The organism is Xanthomonas sp. D-99, assembly GCF_017746145.1.
GTDB lineage: Bacteria > Pseudomonadota > Gammaproteobacteria > Xanthomonadales > Xanthomonadaceae > Xanthomonas > Xanthomonas cissicola.
Genome location: NZ_JAGHWU010000020.1, coordinates 76,656 through 97,248, shown reverse-complemented (window position 1 = coordinate 97,248; position 20,593 = coordinate 76,656). Strand labels below are relative to the sequence as shown.

The window sequence follows — 20,593 nt, the reverse complement described above, 5'->3', positions numbered from 1 at the left end:
TACGTGCCGGCCGATGCGCCTGCGTGGGATGCCCTGGTGGTGGCGTCGCGCAATGGCAATCTGCTGCATCGGCGTGACTATATGGACTATCACGCCGAGCGCTTTGTGGATGCGTCCTTGGTGGTCCAACGTGAGGACGCGGTCGTGGCGGTGCTCCCGGCGAATGTGCAGGGCAGCTGCGTCAGCAGCCACGCCGGGCTCACCTATGCCGGGCTGCTGTCGTCGATGGCGCTGCGTGCCGGCGCCGCCTTGCAGGTGTTCGAGCAGATTGCCGCGCACTACCGCGCGCTTGGCGTGCGCGAGATCATCTACAAGCCGGTGCCGCATATCTTTCATGCGTACCCGGCCGAAGAAGAGCTGTACGCACTGCATCGGCTTGGCGCGCAGCTCTGCCGGCGCGATTTGTCGTCGGTGATTGCGCTACGCGAGCGGCCTGCATTCAGCGCCGAGCGGCGGCGTTCCATTGCCAAGGCGCGCAAGGCCGGGGTACAGATCCGGCGCGGGACCCAGCTCGATGGATTTCATGCGCTGCTGACCCAGGTCCTGCAGCGGCATGGCGTGGCACCGACGCATCGGCTGGATGAGCTTGCACTGCTGCAACGCCGGTTTGCGCAGCAGATCGTGTTGCATGAAGCGCGCGCTGACGGGCAATTGGTCGCCGCCGCGTTGGTCTTCGACTTTGGCCGCTGTGTGCATACCCAATACCTGGCGGTCTCCGAGCAGGGCCGCCAGTTGGATGCGTTGAGCCTGCTGCTGGCCGAGCTCATCACCGATGTCTATGCGCAGCGCGAGTATTTCAGCTTCGGCATCTCCACCGAACAGGGCGGGCAGGTACTCAACGAAGGCCTGGTGGAACAAAAGGAACGCTTCGGCGCGCGCGCCGTGGTACAGGATGTTTATCGATGGTTGATGTAATGGATGTACCTTTCCTGGATTTGCGTGCAGTCAATGCGCGCTATGCGGATGAGCTAAAAACCGCAGCGGCACGTGTGATCGATGCCGGCTGGTATGTGCTCGGTCAAGAGCTGGCCGCCTTCGAAGAAGAGTTCGCCAGTTATTGCGGCACCACGCATGCGGTCGGCGTGGGCAATGGGCTGGATGCGCTGGGGTTGATCCTGCGCGGCTACCGTGAGCTGGGGGTGTTGCGCGAAGGCGACGAAATCATCGTGCCGGCCAACACCTTCATCGCGACGTTTCTGGCGATCAGCCAGAACCATCTGGTGCTGGTGCCGGTCGAGCCGGACCCGGTCACTTTCAACATTGACCCGTCAAGGGTGGAAAAGGCGATCGGGCCACGCACACGCGCCATCATGGCAGTGCACCTGTATGGGCAATTGGCCCAGATGCAGGCCCTGCAGACCCTGGCCCATCGCTACGGCCTGCTGCTGATCGAGGATGCCGCGCAAGCGCATGGGGCAAGCGCACAGGGGCAGCGCGCCGGTGCCTTCGGCGATGCGGCGGCCTTTAGTTTCTTCCCGACCAAGAACCTGGGTGCATTGGGCGATGGCGGCGCAGTCACGACGTCGGATGCATGTCTGGCCGAGCGCATTCGCGCGCTGCGTAACTACGGCTCGGAAGTGAAGTATCACCATCTCTGCCAGGGGGGGAACTCGCGTCTGGATGAAATGCAGGCTGCGTTCCTGCGCGTCAAGCTGGGCTATCTGGAGGACGAGATCGCGTTGCGGCGTGCAGTGGCACGGCGGTATCTGCACGGTATCTGCAACCCGCTGATCGTGCTGCCCGCGCCGGTGGCCGAGCAACAGCACGTCTGGCATCTGTTCGTGGTACGCAGCCTGCAGCGCGATGCCCTGCAGGCACATCTGTTGCGGCAGGGCATCCACACGCAGATTCATTACCCGGTGCCGCCGCACCGGCAGCCGGCATACGCCACTTTGGGCGAGGCCTGCCTGCCGCTGAGCGAACAGCTGCATCGGGAAGTACTGAGCCTGCCGATGGGGCCGGCGCTGGACGATGCAGCAGTTGCGCATGTGATCGCGTCCTGTCAATCGTTCGGCAGCAACACATGAATCTCGTGCGCAGCAGCGCCTACACCGGCGTTGCGACGCTGGCCAAACTGCTGGCGGCATTGGTGGTGGTCAAGCTGGTCGCCGTCTATGCCGGGCCGCAGGGCGTGGGGCGGCTTGGCCAGTTCCTCAACCTGATGTCGGTGCTGGCGGTATTGGCCGGTGGCGGCATCAGTGCCGGCATCGTCAGGTATGTGGCGCAGTACCGCAACGACGCCCCCGCATTGGCGCGCCTGCTGAGTGCGGCGCTGTGGTACGCATTCTGCGCGGCCTGCGTGATCGCGCTGCTGGCGATGGTGTTCAGTGGAGCGATTGCCGAGCGCCTGTTGGGCGATGCGAGCTATCGCCCGCTGATCTGCGTGCTGGCGATCGCGCAGCTGGGAATCGCACTGCTCAATTACATACTGGCGCTGATCAACGGCTTCATGGATGTGCGACGGCTCGCCTTCGTGCACGTGACAGGCGCCGTGCTGAGCGTTGCCTTGGTGGCGTGGCTCTCCAGCCGGGCGCAATTACATGGGGCGCTGCTGGCGCTGGTCCTGGGGCAGGTCCTGTGGCTGCTGGCGGCGGTCCCGGCGCTGCGGCGTAGCCCCTATTTTCAGCCCGCAATGTGGCGGATGCGCTTTGACGCGCAGATGACCCGTCGGCTGGCGGCATTTTCGCTGATGACGCTCACCTCGACACTGATGCCGCAGCTGGTGACCATCGTGGTGCGCAATCATCTGGCGCTGCGGTTCGGCTGGGAGCAAGTGGGCTACTGGCAGGCGGTAAGCCGGGTCTCCGATGCCTATCTGCTGTTCTTCACCACCGCCATCAACGTGTACTACCTGCCCAAGCTTGCGTCGCTGCAAGGCGCTTCGGGGCTGGGCAGCGAGCTGCGCAGCGCGTATCGCCACGTCATGCCGGCGGTGATCGTGGCGGCGCTGGGCGTCTATGTATGCCGCGATTGGGTGACCTGGCTCCTGTTCGATCCCCAATTTTCCGCTGCGGCGCCCTTGTACGGCCTACAGCTGCTGGGAGACGTGATCAAGATCGCGGCGTTCATCCTGTCATACGTGATGCTCGCCAAGGCGATGACACGGCTGTTCGTGATCTCCGAATGCGTGTTCGCAGCGAGCTATCTGGCGCTGGTGTACGTGTTCACCGCGCGGTTCGGGCTGATCGGCGCGATGCATGCCTTTGCCGCCAACTACGTGCTGTATCTGTTGTTCAACATCGTGGTGGTGCGGCGCTATCTGGAACGGGCGGCATGAACGATCAGGCACATGCACGCTGGCCGCTGGTGTCGGTGCTGATTCCGGCGTTCAACCATGCGCGCTTCGTGCAGCGTTGCCTGGATAGCGTCCTGGAAGACCCGTATCCATGCAAGGAGATCGTGATCATCGACGATGGCTCCAGCGATGCCACCGGCGAAAGGATCAGCCAGTGGATCAGCGATCATGGGCATCGGCTACCGGTGCACTTCGTGCAACGCGAGAATCGGGGACTGGCCGCCACGCTCAACGAGCTGGCATTGCGTGCGCGGGGAGAATATCTACGGCTTGGCGCAAGCGACGACTATTTGTTGCCCGGCGGGCTGGATGCGCAGGTGCGCTATCTGCGCGGACATCCGCAAAAACTTGCGGTGATCGGCGATGCCTGCGTGGTCGATGCGCATGGCCAGTTGCTGCATGGCAGCGCCATGCGCGATCTGCACCGGGTTGACAAGGATCTGTATCGCTCCGAATCCGGCATCCGGCGTGCAGTGATACGGCAGTGGGCAGTCAGTGGCGCCGTGGCACTGCTACGGCGCAGCGCTTTGCGCGCGTGCAGGGGGTGGGACGAGTCGCTACGAATCGAAGACTGGGATTTCTTCCTGCGCCTGGTTGCGGGAAATGCGCTGGGTTTCATCGATTTGCCGGTATGCGCCTATCGCTTGCATGGCAACAACCTCAGCAAGACCGCGAATGTGCCGGCGCGCATCGCCAACCTGCGCGAGTCGCGGCACGTGGCATTGCGCTGCGCACCGTTGTTCGATGAGCCCGATCGCACGCTGCTGCATGCGCAGGCGCATTACATCGCTGCCAAGGTGGAATTTCTGCGGCGCCGGCCGCACCGGGTGGCCGTGCATCTCGTGGTCTACGCATGCTTGTCGCTGCCTGCCAGATGGCGTCCAAAACGCGTCGCGCGCGGGGCCGAGCCTGCATGAGCATGCTGTTGCGCCGTCCGGCGACCTATCTGGCATTGCCCATGTTGCTTAGCTGCGCGTTGACGTGGCTGACCTATGCGCTACCCCACGCCTACCTGAAAGGCATCGTGCTGCTGGCGCTTGCGGCAGCGGCCACCTTCGCGCTCGACGCGCTGCTACGCACACAGGTGCCGTCGGTCGAGCGCTTTCGCCACTACCGTTACCCCGGTACCCGCGATGCCTTTCTGGCGATGGGACTGGCCGCGACGGTGACGATGTTCTGCATCGCCGATGTGGTGCTGTTTCCGATTCCGTTGTTCAGCGATCCCACCTCGTACGCTACCTTGAGCCCGCTGCGTGCGCATGTGCGGCACATCTCCAATATGTGCTGGATCCTGCCGCCGATCGCCCTGCTGTGCGTGCGCCATCGTGGGTTGCGTGCGGCGATGCTGACGTTGGGATTGGTGTTCCCGATCGTGGTGATCGATCGCAACCGCATCTTCGCCGGCTTGTTCTCGTTCGTGCTGGTCATGCTGTTGCGGCGCGACCCGGCGCGTCGGCTGCCGTGGAAGACCATTGGCCTGCTCGTGATGGCCGGCGGTGGCGTGTTTTCGATCCTTGGCGCGTTGCGCTCCGGTTCCCTGGCCACCGTGGCGTTGCCGTTCAGCGCGTTCTACCGTGCCATGCCGCAGGGCGTGCAATGGTTGCTGCTCTACATCAGCGCCGGGCCGTATAACTTCGGGGCGATGCTGGCCAAGGGCTACGTCAACGCCAGCTTCCTGGTCAATCAACTGGTGCCGTTCACTGGTTCGATTGCCACCGCCGGCACCAGCATTCCGCTGGATGCGCCCAACATCAATGTGGGCACCGAGTTCTTTCCGTTCTTGATGGCGTGGGGCGCTGCCGGTGCCCTGCTTGCGATGTTGGCCTTGTATGCCGGGTTGGTGTGGAGCGTACGGCGGCTCAATGGCTCGCTGTCGATCTTTCATGTGCTGATCTTCCTGCGCATCGCCTATGCCTGCCTGATGTCGCCGTTCGCGCCACAGGCGTTCACCTGGACCAACTTCGGCTTCATCGCGCTGTGCCTGGTGCTGCATGCCTGCACGGTGCTGTTGCCCAACCGGCTGTCCCCACATCCGTCTGCCGCGTGAGCGTGCAGCACGCCCCTTATCGCCCCCGTTGCAGAGCCGCGCCCATGCATCAACACGACGAAATCTATCTGATCGACCTGTGGCGTATCCTGCGCCGGGAACGGCGCTGGGCAGTGGCAGCGCTGGTGGTGGTGCTGGGCCTGACCTTCGCTTTTACACGCCTGGCCAGACCGCAATGGGAGGCCACCGCGTGGATCCAGGTTGGCGAAATCGGCCCGACCCCTGCTGGCCGCGACCCCAAGGTCGAACCGTTCCAGCGGGTGATCGATCGCATGAAAACGCGGCTGTTTCAGGATGCGGTGTTGCGTCGGGCGCAGGTGCCGCTCGATAGCCGCGCCGCGCAGCTGTATCGCGGCAGCCTGAAGCCGGATCCCGACCCGTACGCCAATCTGATCGGTGTGACGATCCGCGCGGAATCGGCGCAGCAGGCGCGCACGCTGGCCATGGCCACCGTGAGCCAACTGCAGATGCTGCACGGCGACACCCACGCAGCTGCGCTCGATCTTGCGCGCGCCCGCCTGCAAGGCTTGAGCGAGGATCTGCGCGCGGCCACCACCAACCGCGAGCAGTTACAGCGGCAGTGGCAGGCCGGGCAGGGGGCGTCTTCGGCCACGCCAACGCAGGTACTGGCGGGCGTGTTGCTCACCGACAGCAACACCACGATTCGCGCCTTGAAGAGCGAGCGCGACGATCTTGTTGCCCGCCTCACCAGGCGCTACACCTACCAGACCTCGCTGGCGTGGCCGCTGTATGTGCCCGACCGCCAGGCCTTTCCAAATGCGGTCACCGCCTGGGCGGGGGGCCTGCTGGCCGGGGCGGGACTGGGCGTGCTGGTCGCGGTGCTACGCAATGCGATACGTCGTCGTGCGCGGGCTCCTGCACACGCTGGCGCATGAGGGCTGCAGTGGGTAGCGGCGCATGCAGGGGGGATTGAGTTTGCGCAAGCAGCAGGCCCCAGGCGATACGAGAGCGAACGTCGGGGCGCACATCGCATGCGGCGCGTTGAGCCAATGCCTGCCTGTTGGGTGTGATCGCCTGAGCCAGCGCGACCGGCGGTCGCCACGCTGCAACCAAACTGGCAACACCGCGCACTCACGGGTCTATCAAGCGATGCCGCACTGGTGGCGTTGCGACCGGAGAGCGTGGTGAAAACAACAGGACGGGTCCGGGAGGCTGCGCATGTCGTCAATCAGTGAGCATGCGGCCCGGGGCGGCACGGTCGCGCCGGAGCAGCTACTGGAAACGCAACGTGCGTTCGACAGCGTTGCTCCCGACTACGATGGTCCCCGCGGCAACAACGCGCTGATCCAGCGCATGCGCACCACGCTGTGGGACACGGTGGCGAGCGAGTTGCCGGTAGGGTCGCGGCTGGTCGATCTGGGCTGCGGTACCGGCCTGGATGCTGGCGAATTCGCGCGCCGCGGATATTCCGTGCTGGCGACCGACTGGTCGCCGGCAATGGTCGAGCGCACCCGCCAGCGTGCTGCCACGCACGGTCTGCAAGAACGCCTCGCTACCGCGCATGTCGGCATCCAGCAACTCGATCGGCTGGAAGGCAGCTTCGATGGCATGTACTCCAACTTCGGCCCGCTCAATTGCGCGCCGGATCTGCCGGCCGTCGCCGCGCAATGCGCGCGCCTGCTGCGCCCGGACGGCTGCCTGGTGTTTTCGGTAATCGGGCGGATCTGTCCGTGGGAAATCGGTCATTACGCCTTGCGCGGGCGCTTCAGACGCGCGGCGGTGCGTGCCGCCAAAGGGGCGATCGCGGTGGGCATGAACGGCCACACCATCTGGACCTGGTACCACCTGCCGCGCGAGTTCTACCGCGCATTCCAGACGCATTTCGTGCTGGACAGCTACCGCGCCCTGAGCCTGTTCCTGCCGCCGCCGTATCTGGTGGAGTTTTGCGAACGCAATCCACGCCTGTCCGAGCGCCTGGGCCGCTGTGACGACCGCTGGGGCGGGTTGCCGCTGCTGCGCGACATGGGCGATCACTTTCTGATCGTAATGCGCAAGCGCTGAGTGGAGCGGTCGATGGCCATGGCCGATGTCTGCCTGCAAGGCGCACGTGCGATCACCCAGGCCGGTCCGTCGCGTGCCGCGGTAGCGATCCGCGCGGGGCGCTTCGGCGGCACGCTCGGCACCGGCACCGTGCGCCTGGATCTGCAAGGGCATGTGCTGGCGCCGGGCCTGATCAATGCGCACGAGCACCTGCAGGTCAACTGCGTGCCGCCGCTGCCGCAGGCCGCACCGTTTCGCAATAGCTACGCATGGATCGAGGCATTTCAGGCGCATTTTCATCACCCGGACGTCGCCGCCGCACTACGCGTGCCCAAGGCGGTACGGCTGCGCCATGGCGGTTTGAAGAACCTGTTGGCCGGCGTCACCTGCGTGGCCCAGCACGACCCGTGGCACGCCGCGCTGGACGAAGCGAATTTCCCGGTGAGCCTGCTGCGCGACTTCGGCTGGAGCTACGCGTTGGGGTGGGCGGGCTACGGCCCGCCCGTACAAGGCAGCTTTGCCGCAACCCCGGCAGCGCATCCCTGGATGATCCATCTGGCCGAAGGCACCGATGCGGTGGCGCGTGCCGAGCTCGATGAACTCGACCGGCTCGGCTGCCTGGCCGCCAACACGGTGTTGATCCACGGCGTAGGCATGGGTGAGCAGGATGTCGAGCGGGTGATCGCGCGTGGCGCAGCCGTGGTGTGGTGTCCGTCCAGCAATCAGGCGCTGCTCGGGCGCACGCTCGATCCGTGGCGTTTGTGCATGGCCGGCCGGCTGGCGCTGGGCAACGATTCGCGCATCAGCGGCGCGCGCGACCTGTTGGAAGAACTGCAGATCGCCAGCCAGAGCGGACTGGCACCGGACCAACTGCTTGGCATGGTCACCAGTGACTGCGCGCGTATCCTGCGCATGGCAACGCGTGGGCGTATCGCGCCTGGAGCCAATGCAGATGTGTTGATCGTGCGCGACCGCGGCGGCGAGCCTGCCAGCAGCATCATCGGTTGCACGCGCAGCGACTTGCGTGCGGTGATTCGCGATGGCAAGCCGCGCGTTGCCGATCCGGATTTTGCGCCGTGGTTCGACGCGGCCGGCATCCGGACCGTGCCGGTGTTGCTGGACGGACGCCCCAAATTGCTCGATGCCACGCTGGCCGACCCGGCGGTGCTGGCGCTCGAACCCGGTCTTGAGCTTTTAACGCAGGAGCGGCCGGCGCAGGACACCGCGCAGGTTACCCACGCGCTCGCTGCCAACGGAGCGCTTTCATGAGCGCAGTGCCGGTGCTCGAGCCCGCTGCTGCGTACGCACTGTGGGCGCAGGCGTATCCACCGCACGCGCACAACCCGGTGATGCTGGCCGAAGAGCGCGCCATGCTCGCATTGATGCCGTCCAGCCTGCAGGGCCAGCACGTGCTGGACGCCGGCTGCGGCAGCGGCCGCTACATGCTGCACGCACTGCGCCGTGGCGCCCGGCAAGTGACCGGTGTCGACCTGTCGCCGCAGATGCTGCACCGTGCCGGTGCCGAGCTCGCACGGGACTGGCCGGCCGCACGCATCGTTTTGCAACAAGGCAGCCTGGATCATTTGCCGTTGGCCGATACGGTGACCGACCTGAGCGTGTGCGGTCTGGTGCTGGGGCACCTGCAACAGCTGTGGCCGGCGCTGGAAGAACTGCATCGCGTCACCCGCGTGGGCGGCATCGTGCTGTGCAGCGACGTCCACCCGATCGGCCACGCATTGGGCTGGCGGCGCGACTTCAAGGCCGATGGGCAGCACTACGCGGTCCGCCACACCCAGCATCTCTATAGCCACTGGCATTCGGCATGCACCGCACTCGGGTTCGCGATCCAAGCCGTGTCCGAGCCGATGCTGGACCCTGCGGATATCCCGGCCGGCGCGCGTTTCGACCAGATGGCGTTGCAGGTGCCGGTTGCGCTGGTGCTACGGCTGCGACGGATCGCGTGAGCAAGATCCTGCACACCGCAGCGGCTGTCTGTGCGTTGGGCGCTGCCGGTCAGTGGCACGCTGCGGTCGCAGCGGCACACGGCAGCGACGTTGCGTCGATCGCCATCCACGCGCTGCCGGCCCTATGAGCCTGCACGTCGCACACCTGAATCTGGTTCCCACGCCCGATGGCCTGAGCGTGGAGCAGGTGTTCGCGCATTGGCCAACGTTGGCAGACATCGCCGAAGCTGTCGCCAGTGCTGGCGTGCAGGTGTCGGTGATCCAGGCCTCCGCCTTGAATACCCGGCTACGCCGCCAGTGCGTGGACTATCGCTTCGCCGATCTGCACCAGCGTGGCAGCGCAGTCCGTGCCCGTGCGCTTGCCGCATTGCTGCACGAGATCGATGTCGATGTGCTGCATGTGCATGGTCTGGAATTCGCCGGCGACGCGCGGCGTCTGGCGCGCCTGTTGCCGCAGCTGCCGATCCTGCTGCAGGATCATGCCAACCGGCCGCCACGCTGGTGGGCCAGAAGCCTGTGGCGCGCACGCTACGCCGCCGCAGCCGGCATCGCCTTCACCTCGTTGGAACTGGCGCAGCCGTTCGTGCGCGCGCGCCTGTTTGGCCGCAGCACGCAGCTGTTTGCCATCCCCGAATCCAGCAGCCGCTTCACCCCTGGCGACCGATTGCAGGCACGCGAGCAGACCCGCGTGCACGGCGACCCCTGCGTGGTATGGATCGGCCATTTCAGTCCAGCCAAGGACCCGCTCTGTGTGCTCGATGCGGTGGCCACCGCTGCGCGTCTGTTGCCCGGTCTGCGGTTATGGTGCGTGTTCGATCAGGCGCCACTGATGGCGCAGGTGCAGCAGCGCTTGCGCGCCGACCCGCAGCTGGCCAGATGCGTGCACTTGCTCGGCAAGGTCGGGCACGCACGCGTGCAGGAGCTGCTGCGTGCGGCGGACGTCTTCGTTTCTGCCAGCCATGCAGAAAGTTGCGGTTATGCCGCACTGGAAGCCTATGCCTGCGGCTGCCTGCCGCTGCTGACGGCCATTCCGTCGTTTCGTGCGCTCAGCGATGACGGCGCAGTGGGCCAGTTGTGGCCGGTCGGCGATGCATCGGCATTGTCGGAACTGTTGTTGCGCGTCAGCCGGCAACGTCCCTCGCGGGCACAGGTGCGTGCCCATTTCGAGGCGCGCCTGTCGTTTGCCGCAGTGGGCCGGCGCTGGGCGCAGGCTTATACGCAACTTCGCACGACCCCGCCGGAGCGCACCGCATGAAGCTGGCATTGGTGGTGCCAGGTGGTGTGGATCGTAGCGGGGAAGTCCGGGTGATTCCGGTATTCCTGACCTTGATCGAGTGGCTGGCACGCAACCATGAGGTGCACGTGTTCGTGCTGCATCAAGAGCCGCAACCAGGCATCTGGCGCCTGCGCGGTGCCACGGTGCATAACATCGGCGCGCGTCGCACGCGGCTGCGCGCCATCGCCGCCATCTGCGATGAGCACAGGCGCGCACCGTTCGCTGTGATTCAGGCGATTTTTTCCGGCTATTGCAGTTTGATCGCGGTGATCGCCGCCACGCTGTTGCGCCGTCCCAGCATGGTGCATATCGCCGGCGGCGAGCTGGTCGCCTTGCATCGCATCGATTATGGCGGCCGCCGCAAATGGCGCGGGCGTCTGCGCGAGGCGGTGATCCTGCGGCTTGCCGATCAGGTAACGGCTGCCAGCGCGCCCATTATCGATTCGCTGCAGGCGCTGGGCATCGCTGCGCAACGCGTGCCGCTAGGCGTGGATCTGCGCGCCTGGCCGCCTGCAGCGCCGCGCGCCCGCACCGGGCCGACCGCGCGCCTGCTGCATGTGGCAAGCCTCAATCCGGTCAAGGATCAGACCACCTTGTTGCAGGCAATGGCCGCACTCAAGCGCGCCGGCGTTGCCTTCACCCTGGACATGGTGGGCGTCGACACGCTGGGCGGTGCCATGCAGCGCCTGGTGCAGCAGCTCGGCTTGCAGCAGCAGGTGCGTTTTCTCGGTTTCAAGACCCAGCGCGAATTGCGTCCGATCATGCTGTCGGCCGATCTGCTGGTGCTGTCCTCGCTGCACGAAGCCGGGCCGCTCGTGCTGCTGGAAGCTGCCGTTGCAGGGGTTCCTACGGTGGGAACTGCGGTCGGGCATCTGGTCGAGTGGGCCCCTGTCTGCGCATTGGCGGTGCCGCCGGGCGACTGGGCCGGAATGGCAGAGGCCATCCGCCAGGTCCTCGGCGACGACGAACTGCGCTTGCGTCTTGCCTGGGCGGCGCAGTGCCGCGCCGTCCGCGAAGATGCTGCACTGACCACGCGCCTGTTCGAGCAGTCGTATCGCCAGTTGTGCGATCAGCGACCAATGCGCCGAGTGCGCTGACGCGCGTGGCAACGCAGCGAGTTGTTCGCAGCGCCCTTGCACTCACCGTTTGAAGGCTGCGGATGGCGCCTGCGGAACCCTCACGTGCTGGCTCACGCCGGCTGCAGATAGCCATCCAGTGCCGCACGCACCACGTACAACATGTCCGTGCGCGGCACCGGCCTGGTCAGGCGCGTCACCAGGCGGCGCGCCTGGGTGTGGCGCACCCACGGCTGATCCTGCAGCCATAACTGGGTCTGCAGCATGTCCGCGCGCTCCTTGCGGCTTTCTGCCGAAGGCACCACACGGCTGTGCAGATACTGTCGCGCTTCGTTTAACGAGCGCGACCATTCGATGCCAGGCAGCGCCGATAACCACAGGTTCGAGCACGATGCGGCGGTGAGCGTTTGCCTGGCTGCACGCATGCGCAGCAGCGCAGGACAATCAGCCTGCAGGCGCGCCATCACGGCGGCCGGCACCACGGCGCGGTAATAGCGCTGCAGCAACAGCAGTGGCGGCAACGCCCACCATGGCGGCATGGCGCTGTCTTCCCACAATTGCTCCCAATCGCGCGGGCCCATGCGCGTTGCCAGCAAGGCAAGATCATGCAGATGCATCAGGCGAATGGTGCGGTGGCAGATGCCGCCGGCCGCATGCAGCAGCAAATGACACATCAACGCGCCGATCGATGGGTAAGGGTTCAAGCCCGGTTGTGGGCGCTCCGGCCGGATGCGTGCAGTGATCTCCACGCTGCTCACCGGCAGACGTTCCTGGATGCGCGTGTGCAGCTCGATATTGATCGGCGCATCGCGGTGTTCGCCCAGCCCGGCCACCGCCTTGCCCTGCTGCGGCTTGAATACCTGGTGCTTCCACTGCTCGAAGGAGGCGACATAGCCCAGTGCGCACAACAGCGCCGCCGCTGCAGGCGCGTCGTCGGGTTCCACCAGCAGATCGATATCGGCCATTGGCCGATCGCCAGGCAGATACACACCCAGCCGATGCAATGCGGTCCCTTTCAATCCCACCAGCGCGACGCCGGCACTGCGCGCAGCGGCATCGATATGTGTCAGCAGCAGCGCGATACGCCGATGGCGGTCTTCGACATGGTTGCGCTGTTCGCCCAGGAAGGCATTCCATTCGGCGTTCTTCCACAACGAGCGGCGCTGCAACAATGGCGAAACGCCGTGCGCGGCCGCCGCCGCGGCCGCCAGCTGCCACTGCAGCCGGTCCCACTGCGGCAATGCATCGCCCGGCTGGGCCAGTTCCAGAGCCAGCCGTTCGGTCGCCGTCTGCAGGCGGTGCTTGATGGTGCGAAGGGAAGGCTGCATGCGCGTGGGTCCGGTCAGGCAAGGTGTCGAAGGGACGGTGTGGGAACGATCGAGCACTAGCCCACCAGGACGGTGCTCAGTTGCCGTGGCTGACGTGCAGCACTGGGGGGCATCGGCTCGCTGCGGTGCCGGGTTTCACTGGCGATCAAGGCAGACCAGCGTGCTTCCAGTTGGTCCGATGCCTGCGCGAACGCATCGGCCGTCATCGCAGCACGCGCCTGTTGCAGATCGACCTGCGTGTGCAGCAGATCGCGGACGGCGCGATAGAACTCGGAGTCGTACGCGCCACGGAACATCATCGCCAGGTCGTCGCTATCCTGCCAATGCGTCTTGCTGCCCAGCTGATTCTTCACTTCTTCGTAGAACTTGGTGCCGGGCAGGGGATACGACACACTGACGCCGACGATGTCCGGATTGGCCTGCGTCACCAGTGCGCGCGTGGCCAGGATGTCCTCGAGTTCCTCGCCCAGATAGCCCAGCTGGATGAAGAAGCCCACGCGGATGCCCTGCGTCCCCAGGCGCTCACGCGCGGCGATGACCTCGCCGACCCGGGTGCCCTTGGTCATCTTGTCCAGAATGCGCTGGCTGCCGCTTTCCGCACCGATCCAGGCCTCCACGCAACCGGCGCGCGCCAGCGCTGCGGCCATGCGTTCGCTGGCAAGGTCGGCGCGGGTCTGGATGGTGAATGGAATCGCGCCATCGGCATCGCTCAGTTGCTGCGCAAAGGTCTCCACCCAATCGATATGGAAGCCGAAGATGTCGTCGGCCATCCAGATATGGTCGGGCCGATAACTGCGTTTGAGGTGAATCATTTCTGCGGCCACCTCTTCGGCGCCACGGCGCTTGTAGTGATTGCCCCAGATCGGCTTGGCGCACCAGTTGCAACGGAACGGGCAACCGCGCGAGGCGGCCATGTTCAAGCTGAAATGGCCATGCCGTTGTTGCCAGAAGCGCCGGTAGCGCGGCATGTCGACCAGGTCCCATGCCGGCAGGCCGCTCAGGCGTGCGTCCGGTGGTTGCGCGCCGGGATGTATGCGCATTGCCGCAGGCTGGCTGGTGGCGATTTGCGCAACCCCCGACAGCCAGTGTTCGGTGGTGACATCCGGCTTCGCTTCGATGCGCTCGAGCAAAGAGATCAACGGGGCGATGCCTTCGCCGATCAACACCGCATGCGCGCCTGCGGCCAGGAACGCATCCGGATTGTCGGACGCATCCGAGCCGGCCACCATCACGCGGCAGCCGGCGGCGCGGGCCTGCCCGATCATGCGGCAGGCGGCCTCGCGCATCCGGCTCAGGCACATCTTGGTGAGGAAGTTGAAGTTGTCTTCGTAGAACACCACCAGATCCGGCTGCGCCGCGCACAGTGCAGCGGTGTAGTCCTCCACATCGTTGGCCAGCATCGCATCGAACAGGCTTACTGCATGCCCACGCTCGCGCAGCAGCGCTGCGACCTGCAGCGTCGCCAACGGTGGATAGGGCTTGCCGCGCTCCCATTGCTTGGGGTCGTAACGCAGGAAATACGCATGACTGACCTGGATCTTTACCATCTGCACAAGGCTCTCGTTCTCTCGCCAGGTGGGCGCAGCAACGGCGTGCGCAGACGCCGGCGTTCGGCTCGGCAGTAGGTGCGCATGCAGGCGGCTTTGGTTGCGCCGCGTTGCGTGCGGGCACGGCTTGGGCGATGCAACCTTTCTGCAGAAAAGCAGCACACATCGGCGGATTCGGCGCATCGGATGAAGGCATGCCGCAGTCGGCTGCATGGGCAAAACACACGCCGCTGAGCGATGGCTTCGCCGCCATCGCAGCAGAGACCGCAGTGGCGGCAGATCCGTTCGGCGAGCACCGCCCGCGGCGCCTGGGCGTGCGCCGGCAGATTCTCGGCGCGCTGTTCCATTTCCAGAGCGATAGCGAGGCACTGCTGGCGCTTGTCGATGCCGCCTACGCGGGGTTGCCCGCGCATCGATTGCCGGGCGCTGCGGAATTTCATGTCACGCTGGACCTGCTGCCGCGTGCGCCGGGCCGCACCGATGCCGAGCCGCCACCTGTGCGCACGCACGCCAGCGGCGGCCTGCTGTGCGGCGTCATGGATGCCTGCAATTACCTGATGGCGTCGGTGCCGCAGCGCCGCGCGATGGTGGTGGTGTCCGAGGACATGCTTACCCACGCGTATCACGTGCGGTATGAACTGATCGAATTCGCAGTATTCCTGCTGGCTGCGCGTGGCCTTGGGCTGGTGCCGTTGCATGGCGCGTGCGTGGGTCGATGCGGACGCAGCGTGTTGCTGCTTGGCGCTAGCGGTGCGGGCAAATCGACCTTGGCCTTGCACAGCCTGTTGCATGGCCTGGACTTTGTCGCCGAAGACGGTGTCTTTGTGGCGCCCGATAGCCTGCTCACCACCGGCGTGGCCAATTTCCTGCACCTGCGTGCCGAAGCGCTGGGACTGGTCGACCCGCCCACGCGCGCGTGGATCAGCGCATCGCCGGTGATCCGGCGCCGCAGCGGCGTCGAAAAATTCGAGGTCGATCTCCGCCATCGCCACGCGCATCTCGCGTCCAAGCCCATGCAGTTGCGTGCGGTCGTGATGGTGTCCAGGTCGCCTGCCATCGCATCTGCACCGCGCCTGGTCGCGGTGCCTGGCGAGCAAATCGCCGCCTGCCTGGCCCACGATCAACCGTACGCCGCCGGTCAGCCCGGCTGGCAGCGCTTTGTCGAACAGGTGCAGCGCATCGGCATGTTCACCTTGCACCGTGGCACGCATCCGCAGGCCTCGGTGGAGGCGCTGCTGCAGCTGTTGCAATGAGTGGCTGCATGCAAGCGTCCTGGAACGCCACCGGCCCGCAGACCCTCCTTGCGCACTGGCGCCTGCATGTTGCGCACGGATGAGCGGCCGGCGATGACAGCCGGCCAGCGCATGCGCGCTGCATTGCTCCGGTTCGCGAGCACTCTGGTGCCGACAGACATGCCGACGATTGCACTTTACGTCGCGTTATCGCTGGCTGCCGCGTTGGCCGGCAGCGTGGTGGCGGTGTGCCTGCTGCCGCTGGTGCAACCAGGCCACAGCGTGCAGCTGGCAGGCTATCGCCTGGCCTTGCCGGGCGGGCTGGCGATGCAGGCGGGCGTGTTCATTGCAGTGAGCCTGTTGTTTGCCGCGCTGCGCTGGCAGAGCGCACGGCTGGCCGCGCAGCTGACCAGCCGCTATGCCATCGGTCTGCGCGGACGCGTGCATGCGGCGTTGATCGATGCGCCATTGCCGGCCTTGTCCGGGGCCAGCTCGGCAGAAATCGCCAACGTGCTCACGTACAACATCGAGATCGCCACGCAAGGCTTCAGCGCCGTTCTGCAGCTGCTGGTGGCGGCCATCACTGCGCTGGTGAGCGTGTGCATCGCGGTGCTGATCGCACCTGGGCTGTTGATCACCACCCCATTGCTGGCGGTGCTGGCATGGTGGGGTCTGCGCTTCTCCAGCAGTCACGCACAGGCACGCATCAGCCGCGCGTATGTGGCGGACATGACGCAGCTGTTCTGGCTGAGCGAAGATTTCCCGCGTCGTTTGCGCCACGTACGCTCGTTTCAGCGCGAAGATCTCGAAACCCGCCATTACGAGTGCATTTCGGCGCGACTGGGGCACGGGTATGCGCAGCAGCAAGCATTGGTTGCCGGCAGCCGCCTGCTGCTGGAAATCACCGCGGTGGTCGCCATCGCCGGCATCCTGGTGCTGGCCAATCGATGGCAGGGCGGCGATCGTGCTGCGCTGATCGCCGTCAGTCTGTTGCTCGGCCGTCTGTTGCCGTACCTGGTCACCACGCGGCAGAGCGTTCAGCAATTGCGTTCGGCGTGGCCGGCGCTGCAGCTGTGGCGCCGCTATGTCGACCTGGGCGCTGCGCGCGTGCACGTTCCGGAAGAAATGGCCGAACCATTGCCGGCCGCGCTGCATATCGAACACATCGGGCTGGCGCTGCCGCTGCCCCAACTCGCGATCGAATCGATATTGCTGGTGCCAGGTCAGATGACCCTGGTGGTCGGTGCCTCCGGCGTGGGCAAGAGCAGTCTGATGGATGTGCTCTCCGGCCAGACGCCGCCGGCGCAGTTCGGGGCGCACATGGGCGGACGTTGGCTGACATTCTCCGCATATCGACATCTGGTGCGACACAGCGCCTACATCGGCCAGGGCGTGCGCCCGTGGCAGCACACAGTGCGCGAATGCCTGCAGTGGGCGTTGCCCGGTGCCTCTGACGCACGCATGTGGGAGGTGCTTGCAGATGTCGGCATGTGTGCACGGCTGCAGCGCGATGCGCGAGGTCTGGACACGCCGATTCATGCGCAGGGCGGGCGCCTGTCCGGCGGCGAGTTGCAACGTTTGCTGCTGGCGCAGGTATTGCTGCGTCGGCCGACGCTGGCCGTCCTGGATGAAGCGACCAGCGCCCTGGATGCCGATGCCGAACATCGGGTGCTGAGCACCCTGCGCGCACGCCTACCGCAGAGCGTGCTGGTGGTGGTGTCGCATCGCACTAGCCTGGCCGCGGTGGCAGACCGCACGGTAACACTGGGCAGCGCACCTCTTGAACGGGGGCATGCCGGCACAGCGGAACTGGCGGCGATGCTCGGCGCGCGATGACGCATCATCGGCTGGCAACCGGTCGGGGGTTCGACCAGGGGGCGGGGGCGGTGCACCGGCCTGTGGGGACAGAGAGGTGGCGGATCAGATCCGCCGGCTGCTCACTGATCCGCTATTGCTGACAGAATCGAGACCGTTGTCATGCACGCACCGACGTGCGCTAAACCCCACGCAGCGGGATGGCTTACACGCCTGGCGTTCCGCAGGCGTTTCCTCATCCGTACTCACCTGCAATGTCTTCCAGTGCACGATTGCGCGTGCGTGGGCCGAACACCGCAATCACGCTCGCCACGATCGACATGCTGAGCGCGATGAAGGCCAGCACGCCATGGCTGCCAACCTGCGTCAGCAACCAGCCGATCAGCACGCTGCTCACTGCCGTGGAGAGGCGACTGAAGGAATAGCACAAGCCCACTGCACGTGCACGCAAGCCGGTCGGGAACAGCTCCGCCTGATAGCCGTGATAGGCGAAGCTCATCCACGCGTTGCAGAACGCGACCATCGCCCCGCACAGCACCATGCCGACGGCGTGATGCTGCAACGCGAACAACCCACCGAACAGAACAGCGCCCAGCGCCGATGCGGTGATCTGCCATTTGTTTTCCCAGCGCTGCGCAGAACGCAGCAACAGCAATGGCGCCAGCGGGTAGGCCAACGAGATCGCAAACGAATACGCCAGGCTCTTGGTCACCCCGGCTCCGGTGCCCTGCGCCGAGATCAGCGCAGGCAACCAGTTACCGAAGCCGAAGAAGCCGATCGCCTGAAACACATGGAAGACCACCAACATGCCGATGCGCCCGCGATACGGCGCACGCCATAGCGGCGCGCTCTGCATCACGCTGGCCTGCGTGGCTGTAGCCGCCTGCGGCGCAGGCAATGGCGCACCCACATCGCGCGTGCAGCGCGCCTCCAGTTCGGTCAGCACGGCATCGGCTTCTGCGTGCCGGCCGTGCGCGGCCAGCCAGCGCGCCGATTCCGGCAAGCGGCTGCGCAGCCACCAGATCGCCAGCGCAAACGCGCCGCTGAGCAACACCACCCAGCGCCAGCCGCTCACCCCCAGCGGCGCAGACGGCACCAACATCCATGCGGTCAGCGCGACCGTCGGTACCGCCAGAAATTGCACGAAAAATGCAAATGCAAACGCCGCACTGCGCATGTGCCGCGGCACCAGTTCGGACAGATATGTATCGATGGTGACCAGTTCGATTCCCAGCCCGATGCCGACCACAAAGCGCAGCACGATCACGCCGCTGGCAGTGCTCTGCAGGCCCATCGCCACGGTCGCAGCGGTGTACCAGATCAAGGCGAAGGTAAACACCGGGCGCCGCCCGAACCGGTCGGCAAACGGGCTCAATAGCGCGGCGCCAACAAACAACCCAAGGAAGGTGGCCGCCGCAAATGCGGCTTGATCGGACATGCCGAACGCGCCGTCGGCGCCGCTGGCAAAAATGCCGTCGCCAATCAGCCCGGGGCTGATGTACGCGGTCTGGAACAGGTCGTACAACTCGAAGAACCCGCCCAGCGCCAGCAACCCCACCAACCGCCACAGTGTGGCGCTGGCCGGCAACCGATCGATCCGGGCGGCGATCTGCGCAGAAGACGAGGGCTGTTCGGGGCGCGCTGAAGCACTCGGAGACATGGATAGACAGGGGCAGACGGGACCGCGTCATCATAGCCAGCGTCCAGATGCCATAGCGGGCACGCTTCGTCGCGCGGTCGATGCGTTCGTCTGTGGTCAGCGGACACTGGGCATTCAAGGTGCGCCCAACTGAGCAAGGACCAGCGCTCTTCACCGCAGCCGCAACCGCACCTCCTTCGCCAACAGCAAGCGCAACAACACGGATATTGCGAGTCAGACTGGGCCCGTACGCCCAATGCGTTGTCCGACTGCTGGAATGCTGTAATCCCTCACCGCACCCAACACGCCGCTGGCAATGCCGCCGGGCCAGCCCCATCTCTGGCACATCACTCTTCCCGGAGTCATTCGATGACCCCCATTTCCGTGCTCGACCTGGCGCCGGTCTGCGAAGGCAGCGACACCACCCACGCCTTCGCCAACATGCTCGATCTGGCTAAGCACGCCGAGCGTTGGGGCTATCAGCGCTACTGGCTGGCCGAACACCACAACATGCCGGGCATCGCCAGCGCCGCCACCGCAGTGCTGATCGGTCACGTCGCCGGCGGCACCAAGACCATTCGCGTGGGTGCCGGCGGCATCATGTTGCCCAACCACGCGCCGCTGCAGGTGGCCGAACAATTCGGCACGCTGGCATCGCTCTATCCGCAGCGTATCGACCTGGGCCTGGGCCGCGCGCCGGGCACCGATCAGCCCACCGCCCGCGCATTGCGTTGCTATTTTGACAGCGCCGATCACTTTCCGCAGGACGTGGCCGAATTGATGCGCTATTTCGCGCCGGCGGTGCCGGGGCAGCTGGTACAGGCCGTGCCCGGCGCCGGGCTGGAGGTGCCGGTGTGGCTATTGGGATCGAGCCTGTTCAGCGCACGCCTGGCCGCCGCGATGGGCTTGTCGTTCGCGTTCGCCTCGCATTTCGCGCCCGACGCGATGGACGAAGCGGTGGCGATCTATCGACGCGAATTCCGCCCGTCCGCACAGCTCGCCAAGCCGCACGTGATGCTGGCCCTGAATGTGGTGGCGGCCGAGACGCATGCGCAGGCGCAGCGTCTGTTCACCACCCAGCAGCAAAGCTTCGTCAATCTGCGGCGCGGCAAGCCGGGCAAGATACCGCCGCCCATCGACGATATCGGCAGCTTCTGGCAGCCGCATGAGCGTGCCGGCGTGGAGCGTGCACTGGCCTGCACGGTGCTTGGCGATGCCGAGCAGATTGCGCGCGGCGTGGCCGAGTTCATCGAGCGCCACACGCCCGACGAGCTGTTGTTCACCGCCAACATCTACGACCACGCCGCGCGTCTGCGCTCCTTCGAAATCGCCGCTGCCGCGTGCCGCGAGCTGGACGTGACCTTGGTGTGATT

General features: G+C 65.7%; 17 protein-coding genes. 14 read left to right on the top strand and 3 right to left on the bottom strand.

Features of this window, described 5'->3' with window-relative positions:
* Positions 1-3 precede the first annotated feature (3 nt).
* The 11 genes from J7360_RS09710 (at position 4) to J7360_RS09660 (ending at position 11,680) form a co-directional block, all read left to right on the top strand.
* A complete protein-coding gene (locus J7360_RS09710) occupies positions 4-915 on the top strand; it encodes a GNAT family N-acetyltransferase (protein WP_081027533.1) in 912 nt (303 codons plus the stop codon).
* Positions 903-2,027: a DegT/DnrJ/EryC1/StrS family aminotransferase gene (locus J7360_RS09705; RefSeq protein WP_081027526.1), complete on the top strand. Its 1,125-nt coding sequence runs from the start codon at positions 903-905 to the stop codon at positions 2,025-2,027. The genes J7360_RS09710 and J7360_RS09705 overlap by 13 nt, the downstream gene beginning before the upstream one ends.
* Positions 2,024-3,277 carry an O-antigen translocase gene (locus tag J7360_RS09700; RefSeq protein ID WP_209033750.1) on the top strand — a complete coding sequence of 418 codons (1,254 nt, stop codon included), beginning with the start codon at positions 2,024-2,026 and terminating at the stop codon, positions 3,275-3,277. Before J7360_RS09705 ends, J7360_RS09700 begins: the two co-directional genes overlap by 4 nt.
* On the top strand, positions 3,274-4,212 hold the full coding sequence (locus J7360_RS09695) for a glycosyltransferase (RefSeq protein ID WP_057659722.1): 939 nt from the start codon (positions 3,274-3,276) through the stop codon (positions 4,210-4,212). The genes J7360_RS09700 and J7360_RS09695 overlap by 4 nt, the downstream gene beginning before the upstream one ends.
* A complete protein-coding gene (locus J7360_RS09690) occupies positions 4,209-5,342 on the top strand; it encodes a hypothetical protein (RefSeq protein ID WP_139792710.1) in 1,134 nt (377 codons plus the stop codon). Before J7360_RS09695 ends, J7360_RS09690 begins: the two co-directional genes overlap by 4 nt.
* A gap of 44 nt (positions 5,343-5,386) precedes the next feature.
* A complete protein-coding gene (locus J7360_RS09685; protein WP_209033748.1) occupies positions 5,387-6,238 on the top strand; it encodes a Wzz/FepE/Etk N-terminal domain-containing protein in 852 nt (283 codons plus the stop codon).
* A gap of 283 nt (positions 6,239-6,521) precedes the next feature.
* Positions 6,522-7,364, top strand: coding sequence for a class I SAM-dependent methyltransferase (locus J7360_RS09680; RefSeq protein WP_022559558.1), 843 nt, complete (start codon positions 6,522-6,524; stop codon positions 7,362-7,364).
* Between the two features lie 12 nt (positions 7,365-7,376).
* On the top strand, positions 7,377-8,612 hold the full coding sequence (locus J7360_RS09675; RefSeq protein WP_057659730.1) for an amidohydrolase family protein: 1,236 nt from the start codon (positions 7,377-7,379) through the stop codon (positions 8,610-8,612).
* The gene (locus tag J7360_RS09670) at positions 8,609-9,307 is read left to right on the top strand and encodes a class I SAM-dependent methyltransferase (protein ID WP_007966825.1); all 699 of its coding nucleotides are present in this window, start codon (positions 8,609-8,611) and stop codon (positions 9,305-9,307) included. The genes J7360_RS09675 and J7360_RS09670 overlap by 4 nt, the downstream gene beginning before the upstream one ends.
* Before the next feature lie 124 nt (positions 9,308-9,431).
* A complete protein-coding gene (locus J7360_RS09665) occupies positions 9,432-10,562 on the top strand; it encodes a glycosyltransferase family 4 protein (RefSeq protein WP_057659731.1) in 1,131 nt (376 codons plus the stop codon).
* Positions 10,559-11,680 (top strand): glycosyltransferase family 4 protein, encoded by a 1,122-nt coding sequence (locus J7360_RS09660; RefSeq protein ID WP_007966823.1) that lies wholly within the window; start codon positions 10,559-10,561, stop codon positions 11,678-11,680. Before J7360_RS09665 ends, J7360_RS09660 begins: the two co-directional genes overlap by 4 nt.
* Positions 11,681-11,772: 92 nt before the next feature.
* Here J7360_RS09660 and J7360_RS09655 read toward each other — a convergent pair whose 3' ends face one another.
* Together J7360_RS09655 and J7360_RS09650 are read right to left on the bottom strand one after the other, a co-directional pair.
* Positions 11,773-12,987 (bottom strand): nucleotidyltransferase family protein, encoded by a 1,215-nt coding sequence (locus J7360_RS09655; protein WP_057659732.1) that lies wholly within the window; start codon positions 12,985-12,987, stop codon positions 11,773-11,775.
* A 56-nt stretch (positions 12,988-13,043) separates the two neighbouring features.
* Complete coding sequence (locus J7360_RS09650; protein WP_081027528.1) at positions 13,044-14,534, bottom strand: radical SAM protein; 1,491 nt, start codon at positions 14,532-14,534, stop codon at positions 13,044-13,046.
* Between the two features lie 194 nt (positions 14,535-14,728).
* Here J7360_RS09650 and J7360_RS09645 point away from each other — a divergent pair, with 194 nt between their 5' ends.
* Positions 14,729-15,787 (top strand): hypothetical protein, encoded by a 1,059-nt coding sequence (locus tag J7360_RS09645; protein ID WP_057659734.1) that lies wholly within the window; start codon positions 14,729-14,731, stop codon positions 15,785-15,787.
* Positions 15,788-15,880: 93 nt separating this feature from the next.
* A complete protein-coding gene (locus J7360_RS09640) occupies positions 15,881-17,602 on the top strand; it encodes an ABC transporter ATP-binding protein (protein ID WP_057659736.1) in 1,722 nt (573 codons plus the stop codon).
* Between the two features lie 214 nt (positions 17,603-17,816).
* Here the strand turns inward: J7360_RS09640 and J7360_RS09635 are convergent, their stop codons facing one another.
* The gene (locus tag J7360_RS09635) at positions 17,817-19,241 is read right to left on the bottom strand and encodes an MFS transporter (protein WP_057659739.1); all 1,425 of its coding nucleotides are present in this window, start codon (positions 19,239-19,241) and stop codon (positions 17,817-17,819) included.
* Positions 19,242-19,589: 348 nt separating this feature from the next.
* On the opposite strand from J7360_RS09635, the gene J7360_RS09630 reads away from it, so the two are divergent.
* On the top strand, positions 19,590-20,591 hold the full coding sequence (locus tag J7360_RS09630) for an LLM class flavin-dependent oxidoreductase (RefSeq protein ID WP_209033746.1): 1,002 nt from the start codon (positions 19,590-19,592) through the stop codon (positions 20,589-20,591).
* The last annotated feature ends 2 nt before the right edge of the window (positions 20,592-20,593 follow it).